Here is a 14994-nt window from a genome sequence, read left to right as displayed (position 1 = left end):
GGGAACGGGACTGACCCATGGAAAACGAACAGGCAGAGGGCAAGAAAAAATCCTCCCCTCTGGTCATGACCATCGCAGGCGTTGCGATCCTCACCCTGCTCGGCGCGGGCGGCGGCTGGCTCGTGGGCGGCATGATCGCGCCGAAGATCGCCGGGGCGGAGGCGCATGCCCCCGCTGCGGCTGCCGGCGGGCACGGTGAGAAGAAGGACGAAGGTATCGAGAAAATCTCGGCCGAGGCGAACGGCATCGTCCAGCTCGATCCCATCACCACCAACCTCGCCTATCCCTCGACGAACTGGGTGCGGCTGGAAGTGGCGCTGATGTTCAAGGGGCCGGTCGAGGTGGGTCTGGCGGAAGATATTCACCAGGACATCATGGCCTATGTCCGCACCGTTTCCCTCCAGCAGCTGGAAGGGCCGCGCGGCTTTCAATATCTTAAGGATGACATTCAGGAACGAGTTGACCTGCGCTCTCAAGGGCGCGTATCCAAGGTCATGTTCCGGACCTTTGTCATCGAATGATTCGATTTCTTGTAACCATCGCCGTCCTCCTCGCTTTGCCGGGCCTTGCCAGTGCCCAGCAATTTCCGTCCGATCTGTTCAACACGCAGATAGACGGCTCCGTTGCGGCGTGGATCATCCGCACCTTCGGCCTGCTGACGGTCCTCTCGGTCGCACCGGGCATTCTGATCATGGTCACGAGCTTTCCGCGCTTCGTGATCGCCTTTTCGATCCTCAGATCCGGCATGGGACTGGCCTCGACGCCGTCGAACATGATCCTTTTGTCGATGGCGATGTTCATGACCTTCTACGTCATGTCGCCCACCTTCGACAAAGCCTGGACGGACGGCGTGCAGCCGCTTCTGCAGAACCAGATCAACGAACAGCAGGCCGTGCAGCGCATTGCCGAACCCTTCCGCACCTTCATGAACGCCAATACGCGTGACAAGGATCTGAAGCTTTTCGTGGACATCGCCCGCGAGCGTGGCCAGGAAGTGATGACCGACAATGTCGTCGACTACCGCGTGCTGGTTCCGGCCTTCATGCTGTCGGAAATCCGGCGCGGTTTCGAGATCGGTTTCCTCATCATCCTGCCGTTCCTGGTCATCGATCTCATCGTCGCCACCATCACCATGGCCATGGGCATGATGATGCTGCCACCCACCTCGATTTCGCTGCCGTTCAAGATCCTGTTCTTCGTGCTGATCGACGGCTGGAACCTGCTCGTCGGCAGCCTCGTCAGATCGTTCAACTGACAGCCATTCGTGCCCCGCTGATACATATTAACCCTGTTTTTTAACCCCGCGTGCCGAAAGCCGCGGGGTTTTCGCATTTTAGTGCTTTGGTTACCATTTTCACTAGCAACCGGGTAACTATCTTCCTAAATAAAAAAATTACCATTTAACTACATCAAAAAGTAACCATAAGTATTTTCCAATATTTCTTGGCGCTCAAATTAATAATTGGGCAATTTTTCGCTGCGAATTTCTTTCCACACGCAGCGGGTTTGGTTTCTGAAACTAAGCATTTCCGAACCGAGTGGCATGAAGCCGAAACGTTGCGACCGGTAATACCAAACCCGGTATGTCCCCACTCCAGTATCTCGTAAAAACAAGGGACAATTTTATTATGGCAAGCATTCTCACCAACACCAACGCAATGGCCGCTCTCTCGACCCTGCGTTCCATCGCTTCCGACCTGTCGACCACGCAGGACCGCATTTCTTCCGGCCTGAAGGTTGGTTCGGCTTCGGACAACGCTGCTTACTGGTCGATCGCGACCACCATGCGTTCCGACAACAAGGCTCTCGGCGCAGTCTCCGACGCACTGGGCATGGGCGCTGCCAAGGTTGACACCGCATCTGCCGGTATGGAAGCCGCTATCGATGTTGTCACCCAGATCAAGGCCAAGGTCGTTGCCGCAAAGGAAGAAGGCGTCGACAAAACCAAGATCCAGGAAGAAGTTACCCAGCTGCTCGATCAGCTGAAGTCGATCGGCACGGGCGCATCGTTCAACGGTGAAAACTGGCTCGTTTCGACCGCCAACGCCACCAAGACGGTCGTATCCGGCTTCGTCCGTGACGACAACGGCAATGTCAGCGTCAAGACGACGGACTACGCGCTGGATGCCTCGTCCATGCTTTACACCGAAGCAACGCCGGGCACGATCGACGCGAACTCCGGTATCCTGAACGCTACCGGTGCAACCACCACCGTCGGCGCCAAGACCTACACCCAGATTTCCGTTCTCGACCTGAACGTCGGCACCGATGACCTGGACAACGCACTTTACTCCGTTGAAACGGCCCTGACGAAGATGACCAGCGCCGGCGCCAAGCTCGGCTCGCTGTCTGCCCGTATCGACCTGCAGACCGACTTCGCCGACAAGCTGTCCGACACCATCGAAAAGGGTGTTGGCCGCCTCGTTGACGCCGACATGAACGAAGAGTCCACCAAGCTGAAGGCTCTGCAGACGCAGCAGCAGCTGGCAATTCAGGCTCTGTCGATCGCCAACAGCGACTCGCAGAACATCCTGTCGCTCTTCCGTTAAGAGCCGAGCTTCTCATAGCCCTTCGGGGCTGGGGGACCCATTTCTTCCCAAAAGCAATCGGGGGCTGACCGAGCGCAGACCGGGATGGAAGGCACAAAGGTCCGAAAGGCTGAATCGGACTGAATGCATCAATGAGGCCGCATCCGGAAACGGGTGCGGCCTTATCTTTTTTTTAAACTTTTGAGGATACGCGCGCGTGCGCGCGAGAGTTGCATTTTTTAATTTTGACGAGGCTGAATTTCTTTCTGCGCTTATCAATTCATTAACCAAACCCGCGTTACCTAATGCTCATCGAAACGGCGAGCTAACGTTAAAAATCAGCCAGTTAGCAGGCATGATGCTGTGCGCCGTTCCCGGTGAAACCGGAATGTCCCTTCTTTAATCAGCCATTCAAGGGGCACACTACTATGACGAGTATTATCACGAATGTCGCAGCAATGTCTGCGCTCCAGACCCTGCGCTCTATCGGCCAGAACATGGAATCCACCCAGGCACGCGTTTCCTCCGGCCTTCGCGTTGGCGAAGCTGCTGACAACGCTGCTTACTGGTCGATCGCAACCACCATGCGCTCCGACAACATGGCACTCTCCTCCGTTTCCGACGCTCTCGGCCTCGGCGCCGCCAAGGTAGACACCGCTTCTGCCGGCATGGAATCGGCAATCGAAGTCGTCAAGGAAATCAAGGCGAAGCTGGTTACGGCTACCGAAGAAGGCGTCGACCGCACCAAGGTTCAGGAAGAAATCGATCAGCTTCAGAACCAGCTGGTATCGATTGCGCAGGGCGCATCCTTCTACGGCGAAAACTGGCTCGTTGGCGCTTCGACGCTCGGCGCTACCACGCCCGGCACGGACCCGGACAAGTCGGTCGTTGCCGGCTTCGTTCGCGCCACCGGCGGTGCCGTCAGCGTCACGACCACGAAATATGCCCTCGACAACACCGCGACCGGCAACACGCTTTTCGGCTCGGTCGACTCCGCAGGTGTCCCCGACACCTCCGGCATTCTCGGCACGACCGGAACGTTCACGACTGTCACCGCCCAGTCCGTCTACACGCTTGATATCACCCAGTATGCAGCTGCAGACCGCGCCACCAACATGGCCGAAGCACTGACGCTGGTTGAAAACTCCCTGAAGGCGATGACGAGCGCCGCAGCAAAGCTCGGCTCGCTCTCCATGCGTATCGGTCTGCAGGAAGACTTCGCTTCCAAGCTGTCGGACTCCGTCGAGAAGGGCATCGGCCGCCTCGTGGACGCTGACATGAACGAAGAGTCCACCAAGCTGAAGGCTCTGCAGACGCAGCAGCAGCTCGGCGTTCAGGCTCTCTCGATCGCCAACAGCAACTCCGAAAGCATCCTGTCGCTCTTCCGTTAATCGAAGATCGAAAGCGAAAAAATCAACCGCGCCGAAAGGCGCGGTTTTTGTTTGTGCCATTGACTGCAAAATTCATAAATTTCTTGATTAAGACTTCATTAACCAAATCACGGCTAAATCAGCGCATCGAAACGACTCGTTAACCAAGACGAAAAAGAGGTTAACAGGCATCACGCCGCGTTGTCGTTTCCGGCGATCCCGGAATGTCCCTTCCCATTTAGCCAGCTCAGAGGGGCAATTATGACAAGCATTCTGACAAACACCGCCGCCATGTCGGCACTTCAGACTTTGCGTGCAATCAGCGGCCAGCTCGAAGAAACACAATCCAGAGTATCTTCAGGCCTGCGGGTCAAGACCGCATCCGACAATGCCGCCTACTGGTCGATCGCGACAACGATGCGCTCTGACAATATGGCCCTTTCCGCGGTTCAGGATGCGCTGGGTCTCGGTGCAGCGAAGATCGATGTCGCTTATTCCGCGATGGAAAGCGCCGTCGAAGTCGTCAAGGAAATCAAATCGAAAATCGTCGCGGCGACCGAAGAGGGTGTCGACAAGACGAAGATCCAGGAAGAAATCGACCAGCTGAAAAAACAGCTGGAATCGATTGCGCAGGGCGCCTCTTTCAGCGGCGAAAACTGGCTGCTGGGCACCGGCGCCAAGACCGTCGTTTCCGGTTTTGTCCGTGACGGCAGCGGTTCGGTCAGCGTGACGAAAACCGACTATACCCTTGTTGACACGACGACCGCGACGGAAACGGCCAACGTTATTTTTGGCCTGACCGGCACACCTGCAACGGTTGATACGACAAAGGGCATCATCGGCGAGGTTGGGACAGCCTCTGGCATTTCCGTATGGGACATCGATCTCAAACTTTTCGACAGTGCAACGCCCCCCACCTACACGATCGGCAATCTTCTCACCGATGTCGAAACCGCGTTTCAATCGCTGAGCAGCGCCTCTTCCGCCCTCGGCTCGATCAAGATGCGCATCGGTCTGCAGGAAGATTTCATCTCCAAGCTCACCGACTCCATCGATAGCGGCATCGGCCGCCTGGTGGATGCGGATATGAACGAAGAATCAACACGCCTCAAGGCATTGCAGACACAGCAGCAGCTGGGCATCCAGTCGCTCTCCATCGCCAATACCAGTTCCGAAAATATCCTGTCGCTATTCCGTCAGTAAGCGGCGCCCGATGGCTACGGGCGGTTTCGTCCCGCTCTGGCAGCAACAGAATATTCGGATGTGGAAACCGCGCTTCGCAAGGGGCGCGGTTTTCCATTGGCCCCAACCGTGCGGCGCGCGCAGACATCGCACTTGCCGGTTCAAGCGGGTCAAACCATCACATAAATATTTGAAATCATTTGGGTAAATGGTGCTGCTAGAGAGATTTGAACTCTCGGCCTCTCCCTTACCAAGGGAGTGCTCTACCCCTGAGCTATAGCAGCATCCGGTGCCGAAGCGTTTGCTTCAGCATCAAGCGTGGCGGCCTATTGCCATAGGTTTTTGACGAGCGCAAGTCGCAAAACGATATTCTTCATCAAGCGGGGCAAAAAAGCGTGCCCCCTGTTGAAAAATACATTTTTCAGATATTGCTGAATCTATGAACGAACATCATGACAAACAGGCAAAGGCAGCGGTTTCCGCAGAGGCATCCGCTCCGGTGGCCGATGGCAAGCCGCAGGCAGGGCCCGGCGAAAAGGCACGCCAGCGCGAGGCGGAGCGCAAGGCGCGAGCGGCCAAGAAGCTTCGCGAAAATCTTTTGAAGCGCAAACAGCAGGTTCGTGCGCGCCGCGCCGGCGAAGAAGACGAGACGATTGGCCTGCCTGCCGCAAAAACGGACGAATCATCCTCATAGAGAATTCACCAGCATAAAATTGAAACGCCGCGGAAACTGGTCTAAGGACACGCCTTTCCGCAAGGCACGATAGAAAGGCGGGCACAGGCCCGTAGGGACGCATGGATCGCATCAGAATTACGGGTGGCAACAAGCTCAACGGCATCATTCCCATCTCCGGCGCAAAAAACGCCGCCCTGCCGTTGATGATCGCATCGCTTCTGACCAGCGATACGCTGACACTCGAAAACGTGCCGCATCTGGCTGACGTGGAGCAGCTCATCCGCATTCTCGGTAATCATGGCGTCGATATTTCCGTCAATGGCCGCCGCGAAAGCCAGGGCGAGGCCTATTCCCGCACCGTGCATTTCACCTGCCGCACCATTGTCGACACGACCGCGCCCTATGAGCTGGTCTCCAAGATGCGCGCAAGCTTCTGGGTCATCGGCCCGCTTCTGGCGCGTGAAGGCCGCGCCCGCGTTTCCCTGCCCGGCGGCTGCGCCATCGGCACGCGCCCGGTCGACCTGTTCATCGAGGGTCTCGAGGCGCTGGGTGCAACGATGGAGATCGACGGCGGCTACATCAACGCCACCGCACCCAAGGGCGGCCTGATCGGCGCTGTCTACACCTTCCCGAAAGTTTCCGTCGGTGCGACGCATGTGATGCTGATGGCCGCAAGCCTTGCCCGCGGCACCACCGTCATCCACAATGCCGCCCGCGAACCGGAAGTGGTCGATCTCGCGCACTGCCTGATCGCCATGGGTGCGAAGATCGAAGGCGCCGGCACCTCCACCATCACCATCGAAGGCGTCACCTCGCTTTCCGGCGCGCGCCACCGGGTTCTGCCTGATCGCATCGAAACCGGCACCTATGCCATGGCAGTGGCCATGACCGGCGGTGACGTGGTGCTGGAAGGCACGCGCGCATCGCTGCTGGACAATGCGCTCGACACACTCAAGCTTGCAGGCGCCACGATCAGTGAGACGGAGACCGGCCTGCGCGTCGTGCGCAACGGCAACGGCATCCAGCCGGTCGATATCGTCACCGAGCCCTTCCCCGGCTTCCCGACCGACCTGCAGGCGCAGTTCATGGCGCTGATGACCCGTTCGCAGGGCGTCTCGCACATTACCGAGACCATCTTCGAAAACCGCTTTATGCATGTGCAGGAACTGGCCCGTCTCGGCGCCAAGATTTCGCTCTCCGGCCAGATGGCCCGCATCGAAGGCGTTTCCCGTCTGAAGGGTGCGCCTGTGATGGCGACCGATCTGCGCGCCTCCGTCTCACTGGTCATTGCGGGCCTCGTGGCAGAAGGTGAGACGATGGTTTCGCGCGTCTATCACCTCGATCGCGGTTTCGAGCGCCTCGAGGAAAAGCTCACCCGTTGCGGCGCGCTGGTCGAACGCGTCAGCGATTGATCCTGTCTTCGCCGCTCATCCGTTTTCTACCCGTTGCAGAGTGGGCCCGGACTGCCTATTTCCATTGCAAGTCATGGAAATAGCGGTCCGCACCGCAGAAGAAGGAAGAAAACGATGAGCGGCCTGAAATTGCTGGCGCTGGATACTGAAGATCTCTCCGTCATCTCGACACATATGCAGGACAGCGTCTTCAAACTGAAGGACGTTGCCTTCGAACCGAAGCACGGTCAATTCACGCTTTCCGCCAATCGTTTCGTCTGGCAAAGCACTGAGAAAAAGAACCTGCCGCCGGAACGCTGCCGCAGCGTGGTTTTCCTGAAACGCGTCTCCGCCGTTCGTTCGCAATCCATCAATCTAGCGGACAGGGAGCAGGTGCTTTCGCTTCTGGCGATGCGCTTCACACCGAATGGCGAAGGCCCCGATGGCCTCGTGGAACTGGCGCTTTCCGGCGGCGGCACCATCGCGCTTGATGTCGAATGCATCGAGGCGCAGCTGACCGATGTCAGCGGCGCATGGGAAACCGCCACCAAACCGCATCATCCGGACAGCGAATAAACGTTGCGAGCCTTCGCAACGGTTGCCTTTCCTTGCCGTTTCGATTTATGCCACATACCAGAGCCGCGATTATTGCGCGGCAAGTTCGTGCACCTCGCGGGATCGCCCGCGGGGACAATGAAAGGGTAATGGCGTGGCAATCTGGCTGGAGCGGGCATCGGCTGATTTCGAACAGAAATTCGCTGCCTTCCTGACAACCAAGAGAGAAGTTTCCGAAGACGTCAACGCGACCGTTCGCGACATCATCAACGATGTCCGCCATCGCGGTGATGCCGCCCTTGCCCATTATTCCCAGAAATTCGACGGCATCGATTTTTCCAAGGTTTCGATGCGGGTGACGGTGGATGAAATCGATGCCGCGTTCTCGTCAGTCGACAGAAACGTCATAGAAGCCCTCGAACTCGCAGCCCGGCGCATCGAAAAACACCATGCGCGGCAGATGCCGAAGGATGACATCTACGAGGACGATATTGGCGTCGGCCTTGGCTCGCGCTGGACGGCGATCGAGGCCGTCGGCCTTTATGTACCGGGTGGCACGGCCAGCTATCCAAGCTCGGTGCTGATGAATGCCGTGCCGGCAAAGGTCGCCGGTGTGGAGCGCATCGTCATGGTCGTGCCGGCCAATGGCGGTGCGGTCAATCCGGCCGTACTCGCTGCGGCGCGTATTGCCGGCGTCGAGGAAATCTACCGTATCGGCGGCGCGCAGGCCGTCGCCGCACTTGCCTATGGCACCGAGACCATCGCGCCGGTCGCCAAGATCGTCGGTCCCGGCAATGCCTATGTGGCGGCCGCCAAACGGCAGGTCTTCGGCACCGTCGGCATCGACATGATCGCCGGGCCTTCAGAAGTGCTTGTGATTGCCGATAAAGATAATGACCCGGACTGGCTGGCTGCCGATCTATTGGCGCAGGCCGAGCATGATCGCGGCGCGCAATCCATCCTGATCACCGACAATGCCGAACTCGGCAAGGCCGTTGAAGCCGCCGTCGAGCGGCAGTTGAAGCGCCTGTCGCGTTCCGAAACGGCAGCGGCCAGCTGGGCCGATTTCGGCGCGATCATTCTGGTCGAAAAGCTTGCCGACGCCATCCCGCTCGCCAACCGCATCGCCGCCGAGCATCTGGAGCTTGCGGTCGATGATCCGGATGCGCTGATGGCCCATATCCGCAATGCGGGCGCGATCTTCGTCGGGCGCCACACGCCGGAAGTGATCGGCGACTATGTCGGCGGCTCCAATCACGTTCTGCCGACGGCGCGCTCGGCGCGCTTCTCCTCCGGGCTTTCGGTGCTGGATTTCGTCAAGCGCACCTCGATCCTGCGGCTTGGGCCGGAGCAATTGCGCCAGCTTGCACCGGCGGCAATCACCCTTGCCAATTCGGAGGGGCTGGACGCGCATGCGCGCTCGGTCTCCATTCGCCTCAATCCGGAAAGTTAAGCGATGGCTTCAGGCGATTTCCGGCTCTGCGACGTGGTACTGGACGACAGCATCGGCCGGTCCACACCCGATGTCGAGCATGAACGCGCCGTTGCCATTTTCGACCTGATCGAAGAAAACACCTTTGAACCGCTCGGCCATGCCGGTGGGCCTTATCGGCTGCACATCTCGTTGGTCGATGCCAAGCTGGTCTTTTCGATCCGCACCGAAGACGAGAAGGATGTCGCGACCCATATTCTGTCGCTGACGCCGTTCCGCCGCATCATCAAGGATTATTTCCTGATCTGCGAAAGCTATTACGAGGCGATCCGCTCCTCCACCCCGAGCCAGATCGAAGCGATCGACATGGGCCGGCGCGGCATTCACAATGACGGCTCGCAGACGCTGATGGACCGGCTTTCCGGCAAGATAAAGGTGGATTTCGACACGGCGCGCCGCCTCTTCACCCTTGTCTGCGTGCTTTATTGGCGGGGTTAGAGATGATCGATCCTGCCGCAGCGCCAAACGAGGGACGAGCGCCCAAATCGGTCCTTTTCATGTGCGGCATGAACTCCATCCGTTCCCCCATGGCGGAGGTTATCGCCAAACGGCTGGTGGCGCCCGGCATCTATATACAGTCCGCCGGGGTTAGGGCGGGCGAGCGCGATCCCTTCGTGGATGCGGTGCTGGAAGAACAGGGATTTTCGCTCGGTAAACACAAACCGCGCACTCTGGACGAGATCGAGGATGATTTTTTCGATCTGATCATTACATTGACGCCCGAAGCCCATCACGCCGCACTGGAACTGACGCGCTCGAATTCACTGGATGTGGTCTATTGGCCGACCATGGACCCAACGGTGATTACAGGCACGCGCGAGCAGATCCTCGACGCCTATCGCGAGGTGCGGGACCATCTGGCAAAGCTGATCTCGGAACGACTGCCGAGGCGGCAGCAGCCGGTGGCGGACACGCTTTCAAAAGACTGAAAACTGCCCCGGCCTGTTAAAATCAATCGCGATTTTCACGCCGATGCTTTAGAGGTTCACAAATGTGCCGGGATTGTGTAGTTTCCGCGCAATTTTCCCGGACTCGATATGTCCGGCACTATCAACAGGAAGAAAACCCTTACATGACAAAAGAAGAAGTCCTTGAATTCCCGGGCATCGTAACCGAATTGCTGCCGAACGCAACTTTTCGCGTGAAGCTTGAGAACGACCACGAAATCATCGCCCACACGGCGGGCCGCATGCGCAAGAACCGTATCCGTGTTCTGGCCGGCGACAAGGTGCTGGTCGAAATGACGCCTTACGACCTGACCAAGGGCCGCATCACCTATCGCTTCAAGTAATCCACCTTCCGCATCGGACGCCCGGGCAGCGCAATGACCAATTCAAAACAAAAGCTCGTTCTGGCATCCGGCTCGCCGCGGCGTCTGGAACTGCTGCATCAGATCGGTATCGAACCGGCACGTCTGATGCCGATGGATATCGACGAGACGCCTGCTAAGCTCGAACATCCGCGCACGCTCTGCCGCCGTCTGTCATTGCAGAAGGCGGAAGCCGCGCAGGCGGCGCTGAAGAACGAACAGGCGTGGAAAGACGCCTATGTTCTGGGGTCCGATACGGTGGTCGCCGTTGGTCGCCGCATCGTCGGCAAGGCCGAATATACGGAAGAGGCCTCGGCGGCGCTGCATCTTCTCTCGGGCCGCAGCCACTGGGTCTATACCGGCATCTGCCTGGTGACCCCCGGCGGCAAGATCCGGCAGAAGGTCGCGGAGACCAAGGTGCGCTTCAAGCGCCTCTCCACGCGGGAGATCGAGGCTTACATCGCGTCGGGCCAATGGCGCGGCAAAGCGGGTGCCTATGGCATCCAGGGCATTGCCGGCGCCTTCGTGCAGAAACTGACCGGTTCTTATACCAATGTCGTCGGCCTGCCGCTTTATGAGACCATGTCGCTTCTTTCCGGAGAAGGGTTCGAGGTGACATCGGGTTGGCTCGAGGGATAGGCCATGGCAAAGTCCCCCACTGAAGGCGCTGGAAACGTCACCCCGCTTCGCAAATCCCAGCCATGCCCGGAATGCGGGAGGCCCTCGACGCGCGAAAACTACCCTTTCTGTTCGGATCGCTGCCGCTCGCTCGATCTCGCCCGCTGGCTGAACGGCTCCTACGCCATTCCGGTCGCGGACGACGAAAGCAGCGCCGGCGGCCAAGATGGCGGCAAGAATAACGCCGAATAATACCCGCACCGCCGGAAACTTCGGCGGTGAATTGCATAAGTTTTTCAGAGCGACCGCTCAAACCACATATTCACCGGGCTGCCGGCAGCCCGAAAAGCCATATCAGAACCGGCTGACGCCCTCCCCGCCAGCCCTTTAAGGTCTTGCGATGGACGCAGGCTTGCAGAAGAGAGTAAGCCACGGTGCGCTGCTGTTTGCGGTGCTCATCGTTTGCCTTGCCATAGGCGCGACGGTGTTGCTGGCCAATGACAAGACGCACCTCAAAAGCCTGCTGACCTATCTCAATCTGGCGCCCGCCACGCGCTCCGCCGAACCGCCGCCGAAGACGAGGCCCGTCAAACGGCAGAAACCTGTCGCCCAAAAAGTCTTTCTGCCGCCCCATCTGCTGACGTTCGAGCCAGTGGGCGGCAGAGCGTCTTTCGCACGTGATTTCGTTGTTTCCGGCAAGGAGCTCTGCGACCGATTTACCGCCTCGGGTTTCTCCAACCCGCAGGGCTGGCGCGCCAGCCCGGTCAACATCCGCAATTTCGAATGCATGGCCGATCTTGCGCCGGGAAAGGCATCAGAACCGGCAGAGCGGGCATCGCTCTTCCTCGAAATCAGGGGCGAAGCGTCCGGCGAGATTCGATCGATCAGAATGAAGGCCGTTGCGCCCAGGACGCCGGACGGGACAGCCGTTCTGACGAAGCTCGATGAAGCGCTCGCCATGATTATCGGACAGACCCGCTGGGCCGATCTGGCAAACATGCTCGAGCCGGCGCGCCGGCTGCAGCCCTATCAGGCACAACATTTCGGTATTTCGGTTTCCGTAAAACCGGAACCGACAGCACCGCATCGCCTGAACGTGATTTTGCTCGCAAACGAACAATCCCCGGGGTTGAAGCTGACACGCAGCTTCTTTGACCGGGATCGCTGGCTTCGCCCGGCCGCCGCGCTGGACCGACCGGTCCTCTATCCGTCCATCAGAAAAGATCGTATCCGGTGACGCGAAGGCCGCTCAGCCTATTGCCGCCAGCTTGCGCCGCACCGGCGGAATCCTGTCGCTTTGCTGGGCTTGCCGCTTGGCCTCCCATTGAAGCGCGGTGCGAACGATGGTCGCCAGATCGTTGAAGCGGGGACGCCAGCCAAACTCCGACTGGATACGCGCCGAATCCGCCACCATGGCCGCAATATCGCCCGGACGGCGCGGACAATGGATGATCGGGAAATCGCTTCCCGATTCCCGCTGCACGGCCTGAAGGACGTCGAGAACCGAATAACCAACGCCATAACCGCAATTGAGCGTGCGTGTGCCGCCACCGGCGCGCAGATGCGCCATGGCCAACATATGCGCATCGATCAGGTCGCTGACGTGAATATAGTCGCGAACGCCGGTGCCATCCGCAGTCGGGTAATCCGTTCCATAAACTTCCACCCGGTCGCGGCGACCGGTTGCGGCTTCGCACGCCACCTTGATGAGATTTGCAACGCCTGTGGGGGAAGGCCCGGCGCGGCCCTGGGGGTCGGCTCCGGCAACGTTGAAATAACGCAGCGCCACGTAATTGAAATCATGTGCCTGCACGACATCGCGCAGCATGATTTCCGAGGCGAGTTTCGACAGGCCGTAGGGGTTTTCCGGGCTGAGGATCGCGGTTTCAGGAACCGGGCCATCAAAGGGCTGGTTTCCATAGACGGCGGCTGTCGAGGAGAAGATGAAATTGCTGATGCCGTGGGCGACTGCCGCCGCGACGAGCGCGCGGGTCGTGCCCGTATTGTTTTCGTAATATTCGAGCGGCTGGCTGATGGATTCAGGAACGCTGACAGAGCCGGCAAAGTGGAAAATGGTTTCGATCTGGTTTTCTTCGAAAATCTGGTCGAGCAAGGCGCGATCCGCCGCATCGCCCAGATAAAAACGCGCCGCCGGCGCGACTGCCCAGCGCGACCCCGTCGAAAGCCGGTCGACAACAACGACCTCTTCCCCGGCATCGAGCAAAGCCCACACCATGTGACTTCCTATATAACCGGCCCCACCCGTGACCAGAACAGCCATGACACTACTTCCCTGTTTGCTTTTCTTGAGCTCATCAAAGCCAATAATTCTTCATCATTGATTACTTGCACAGCGAATACGCAGCCGATCCCTCGCCCCATTAAAAAGGTGGCTTACGATTGGTTAGCGCAATGAAGTGCTTTTTATCGATTAGTGAAAATGTTCTCATAAATGGAACAAGGAGCGCATATCACAGAAAATCCCCCACGTCGATGGTTGCGCCGTGGGGTTGCAGTTTTAGGTCTTTGCTGTGATTCTGTTGTCGATTTCCCTACCGCAGCGCGATCCCGGCCCGGCAGGGAAAACCATTGCACGGCAAGCCGACGCTTACCTGCCGAGGATATAAGAAGCCAGCCGGTCGGCCGCGTCTTCTATCTGCCTGGGGTTGCGAAGGAAACAGGCGCGGAGGAACAGTTCGCCTCCCGGGCCAAAGGCCGTGCCGGGCGCAAGACCAACCCCGGTCTTGTCGACGATATCGAGCGCCGTGGCCCGGCTATCCGTCACACCGTCAATCTTCAGGAAGGCATAAAGGGCGCCGTCGGGCTTCAGGGTTTCCACACGGTTCGTCGCGATGAGCGCATCGCAGAGAATATCGCGGGAGGTCAGAGCGCGTTCATAATTCTCGCGAACGAAACCATCGCCGTGATCGAGGGCGGCGACCGCGCCGCGCTGCATGAATTGCGCCACGCCTGAGGTGGAATATTGAATGAGATTCTCGATCACCTGGCCGATGGCCGGCGGGGCGACAAGCCAGCCGACGCGCCAGCCGGTCATGGACCAGTTCTTCGAGAAGGAATTGGCGAAGACGATCTTGTCGTCCGGCTCCATGACGTCGAGGAAGGACGGCGCACGGCTGCCGGAATAATGATAGAGCGCATAAATCTCGTCAGCGACGATCCACAGATCGTGTTTGCGGGCGAGAGCCAGAACGTCGCGGAGATTGTCGAGCGTCGCCGTCCAGCCGGTCGGGTTGGAGGGCGTATTGATGAAAAGTGCCTTCGTCTTGCCGGTGATCGCGCTTTCCAGCCTGTTGATATCGAGATCCCAACGGCCGTCGCGGAAATCGATACCGACCGGAACCGCCTTCGCACCCGCCACGCCGATGGCGGCCACGATATTCGGCCATGTCGGAGACAGATAGACCATTTCGTCGCCCGGCGAGGTCAGCGCCTGCACGGCAAGCACGATGGCCTGCATGCCGGAACCCGTCGCATAAAAATGTTCCGGCGGCAGCGACGCTGCGAAATGACGTTGATAATAACGGCTCAGCGCCTGGCGCAATTCGGGAATGCCGCGCTGCCAGGTATAGAAGGTTTCGCCGTTGTTCAGCCCATCAATGGCGGCCTGATTGATGAAGTCCGGGCTCGGCAGATCGCCTTCGCCGACCCACAGCGGCAGGAGATTGTCCCGCCCCCGGGCATAATTCACGACTTCAACAATGCCGCTCTCGGGAGCCGCCAGAGAGCGCGCACTCAGACTGTTCAAAATGGACATTAAAGACACTCCGTTTGGTGCCTTCTTATCGCATCGAACCAGCCATGTGCATGATATTCCGTGAGGCGATCATGGATTTTCTTTATGGGTCATCCCCG

At 58.8% G+C, this 14994-nt stretch carries 18 protein-coding genes and 1 tRNA gene; 16 read left to right on the top strand and 3 right to left on the bottom strand.

Features of this window, described 5'->3' with window-relative positions; translation table 11 throughout:
• The first annotated feature begins 17 nt into the window (after nucleotides 1–17).
• From ACIQUH_RS20055 to ACIQUH_RS20030, 6 genes are all read left to right on the top strand, one after another.
• Complete coding sequence (locus ACIQUH_RS20055; RefSeq protein WP_400818140.1) at nucleotides 18–521, top strand: flagellar basal body-associated FliL family protein; 504 nt, start codon at nucleotides 18–20, stop codon at nucleotides 519–521.
• A complete protein-coding gene (fliP, locus tag ACIQUH_RS20050; RefSeq protein ID WP_059760555.1) occupies nucleotides 518–1255 on the top strand; it encodes a flagellar type III secretion system pore protein FliP in 738 nt (245 codons plus the stop codon). The genes ACIQUH_RS20055 and fliP overlap by 4 nt, the downstream gene beginning before the upstream one ends.
• A 373-nt stretch (nucleotides 1256–1628) precedes the next feature.
• The gene (locus ACIQUH_RS20045) at nucleotides 1629–2549 is read left to right on the top strand and encodes a flagellin (protein ID WP_400818137.1); all 921 of its coding nucleotides are present in this window, start codon (nucleotides 1629–1631) and stop codon (nucleotides 2547–2549) included.
• Nucleotides 2550–2745: 196 nt separating this feature from the next.
• On the top strand, nucleotides 2746–2931 hold the full coding sequence (locus ACIQUH_RS20040) for a hypothetical protein (RefSeq protein WP_400818135.1): 186 nt from the start codon (nucleotides 2746–2748) through the stop codon (nucleotides 2929–2931).
• Between the two features lie 25 nt (nucleotides 2932–2956).
• The gene (locus ACIQUH_RS20035) at nucleotides 2957–3919 is read left to right on the top strand and encodes a flagellin (RefSeq protein WP_400818133.1); all 963 of its coding nucleotides are present in this window, start codon (nucleotides 2957–2959) and stop codon (nucleotides 3917–3919) included.
• A 240-nt stretch (nucleotides 3920–4159) separates the two neighbouring features.
• Complete coding sequence (locus ACIQUH_RS20030; RefSeq protein ID WP_149744037.1) at nucleotides 4160–5101, top strand: flagellin; 942 nt, start codon at nucleotides 4160–4162, stop codon at nucleotides 5099–5101.
• A 188-nt stretch (nucleotides 5102–5289) separates the two neighbouring features.
• On the opposite strand, the gene ACIQUH_RS20025 is transcribed toward ACIQUH_RS20030, so the two are convergent.
• Nucleotides 5290–5364 (bottom strand) — tRNA-Thr (locus ACIQUH_RS20025).
• A 155-nt stretch (nucleotides 5365–5519) separates the two neighbouring features.
• On the opposite strand from ACIQUH_RS20025, the gene ACIQUH_RS20020 reads away from it, so the two are divergent.
• The 10 genes from ACIQUH_RS20020 (at nucleotide 5520) to ACIQUH_RS19975 (ending at nucleotide 12358) form a co-directional block, all read left to right on the top strand.
• A complete protein-coding gene (locus ACIQUH_RS20020; RefSeq protein ID WP_400818131.1) occupies nucleotides 5520–5774 on the top strand; it encodes a hypothetical protein in 255 nt (84 codons plus the stop codon).
• A 101-nt stretch (nucleotides 5775–5875) separates the two neighbouring features.
• Entirely contained in the window at nucleotides 5876–7168 is a 1293-nt protein-coding gene (gene murA / locus ACIQUH_RS20015; RefSeq protein ID WP_149744035.1) for a UDP-N-acetylglucosamine 1-carboxyvinyltransferase, read from the top strand.
• Nucleotides 7169–7282: 114 nt separating this feature from the next.
• Nucleotides 7283–7723: a DUF2948 family protein gene (locus tag ACIQUH_RS20010; RefSeq protein ID WP_400818128.1), complete on the top strand. Its 441-nt coding sequence runs from the start codon at nucleotides 7283–7285 to the stop codon at nucleotides 7721–7723.
• 133 nt (nucleotides 7724–7856) lie between these two features.
• Nucleotides 7857–9155, top strand: coding sequence for a histidinol dehydrogenase (gene hisD / locus ACIQUH_RS20005; protein ID WP_400818126.1), 1299 nt, complete (start codon nucleotides 7857–7859; stop codon nucleotides 9153–9155).
• Nucleotides 9156–9158: 3 nt separating this feature from the next.
• Entirely contained in the window at nucleotides 9159–9632 is a 474-nt protein-coding gene (locus ACIQUH_RS20000; RefSeq protein ID WP_400818124.1) for a UPF0262 family protein, read from the top strand.
• A gap of 2 nt (nucleotides 9633–9634) precedes the next feature.
• Entirely contained in the window at nucleotides 9635–10123 is a 489-nt protein-coding gene (locus tag ACIQUH_RS19995; RefSeq protein WP_004432476.1) for a low molecular weight phosphatase family protein, read from the top strand.
• 143 nt (nucleotides 10124–10266) lie between these two features.
• Nucleotides 10267–10485: a translation initiation factor IF-1 gene (infA, locus tag ACIQUH_RS19990; protein WP_003503453.1), complete on the top strand. Its 219-nt coding sequence runs from the start codon at nucleotides 10267–10269 to the stop codon at nucleotides 10483–10485.
• 33 nt (nucleotides 10486–10518) lie between these two features.
• Nucleotides 10519–11142, top strand: a complete 624-nt coding sequence (locus ACIQUH_RS19985) for a Maf-like protein (RefSeq protein ID WP_020010410.1) — start codon at nucleotides 10519–10521, stop codon at nucleotides 11140–11142.
• Nucleotides 11143–11145: 3 nt separating this feature from the next.
• Nucleotides 11146–11373 (top strand): DNA gyrase inhibitor YacG, encoded by a 228-nt coding sequence (gene yacG / locus ACIQUH_RS19980; protein ID WP_400818121.1) that lies wholly within the window; start codon nucleotides 11146–11148, stop codon nucleotides 11371–11373.
• Between the two features lie 148 nt (nucleotides 11374–11521).
• On the top strand, nucleotides 11522–12358 hold the full coding sequence (locus ACIQUH_RS19975) for a DUF6030 family protein (RefSeq protein WP_400818119.1): 837 nt from the start codon (nucleotides 11522–11524) through the stop codon (nucleotides 12356–12358).
• 12 nt (nucleotides 12359–12370) lie between these two features.
• Here ACIQUH_RS19975 and galE read toward each other — a convergent pair whose 3' ends face one another.
• Complete coding sequence (gene galE / locus ACIQUH_RS19970) at nucleotides 12371–13402, bottom strand: UDP-glucose 4-epimerase GalE (RefSeq protein WP_400818117.1); 1032 nt, start codon at nucleotides 13400–13402, stop codon at nucleotides 12371–12373.
• 327 nt (nucleotides 13403–13729) lie between these two features.
• Nucleotides 13730–14896: a pyridoxal phosphate-dependent aminotransferase gene (locus ACIQUH_RS19965; protein ID WP_400818115.1), complete on the bottom strand. Its 1167-nt coding sequence runs from the start codon at nucleotides 14894–14896 to the stop codon at nucleotides 13730–13732.
• Nucleotides 14897–14994: the final 98 nt, after the last annotated feature.

Source organism: Agrobacterium sp. NPDC090283, from assembly GCF_044769685.1.
GTDB lineage: Bacteria > Pseudomonadota > Alphaproteobacteria > Rhizobiales > Rhizobiaceae > Agrobacterium.
Note: the sequence above shows the minus strand (reverse complement) of the source record. Positions and strands in the feature narration are given on the sequence as shown.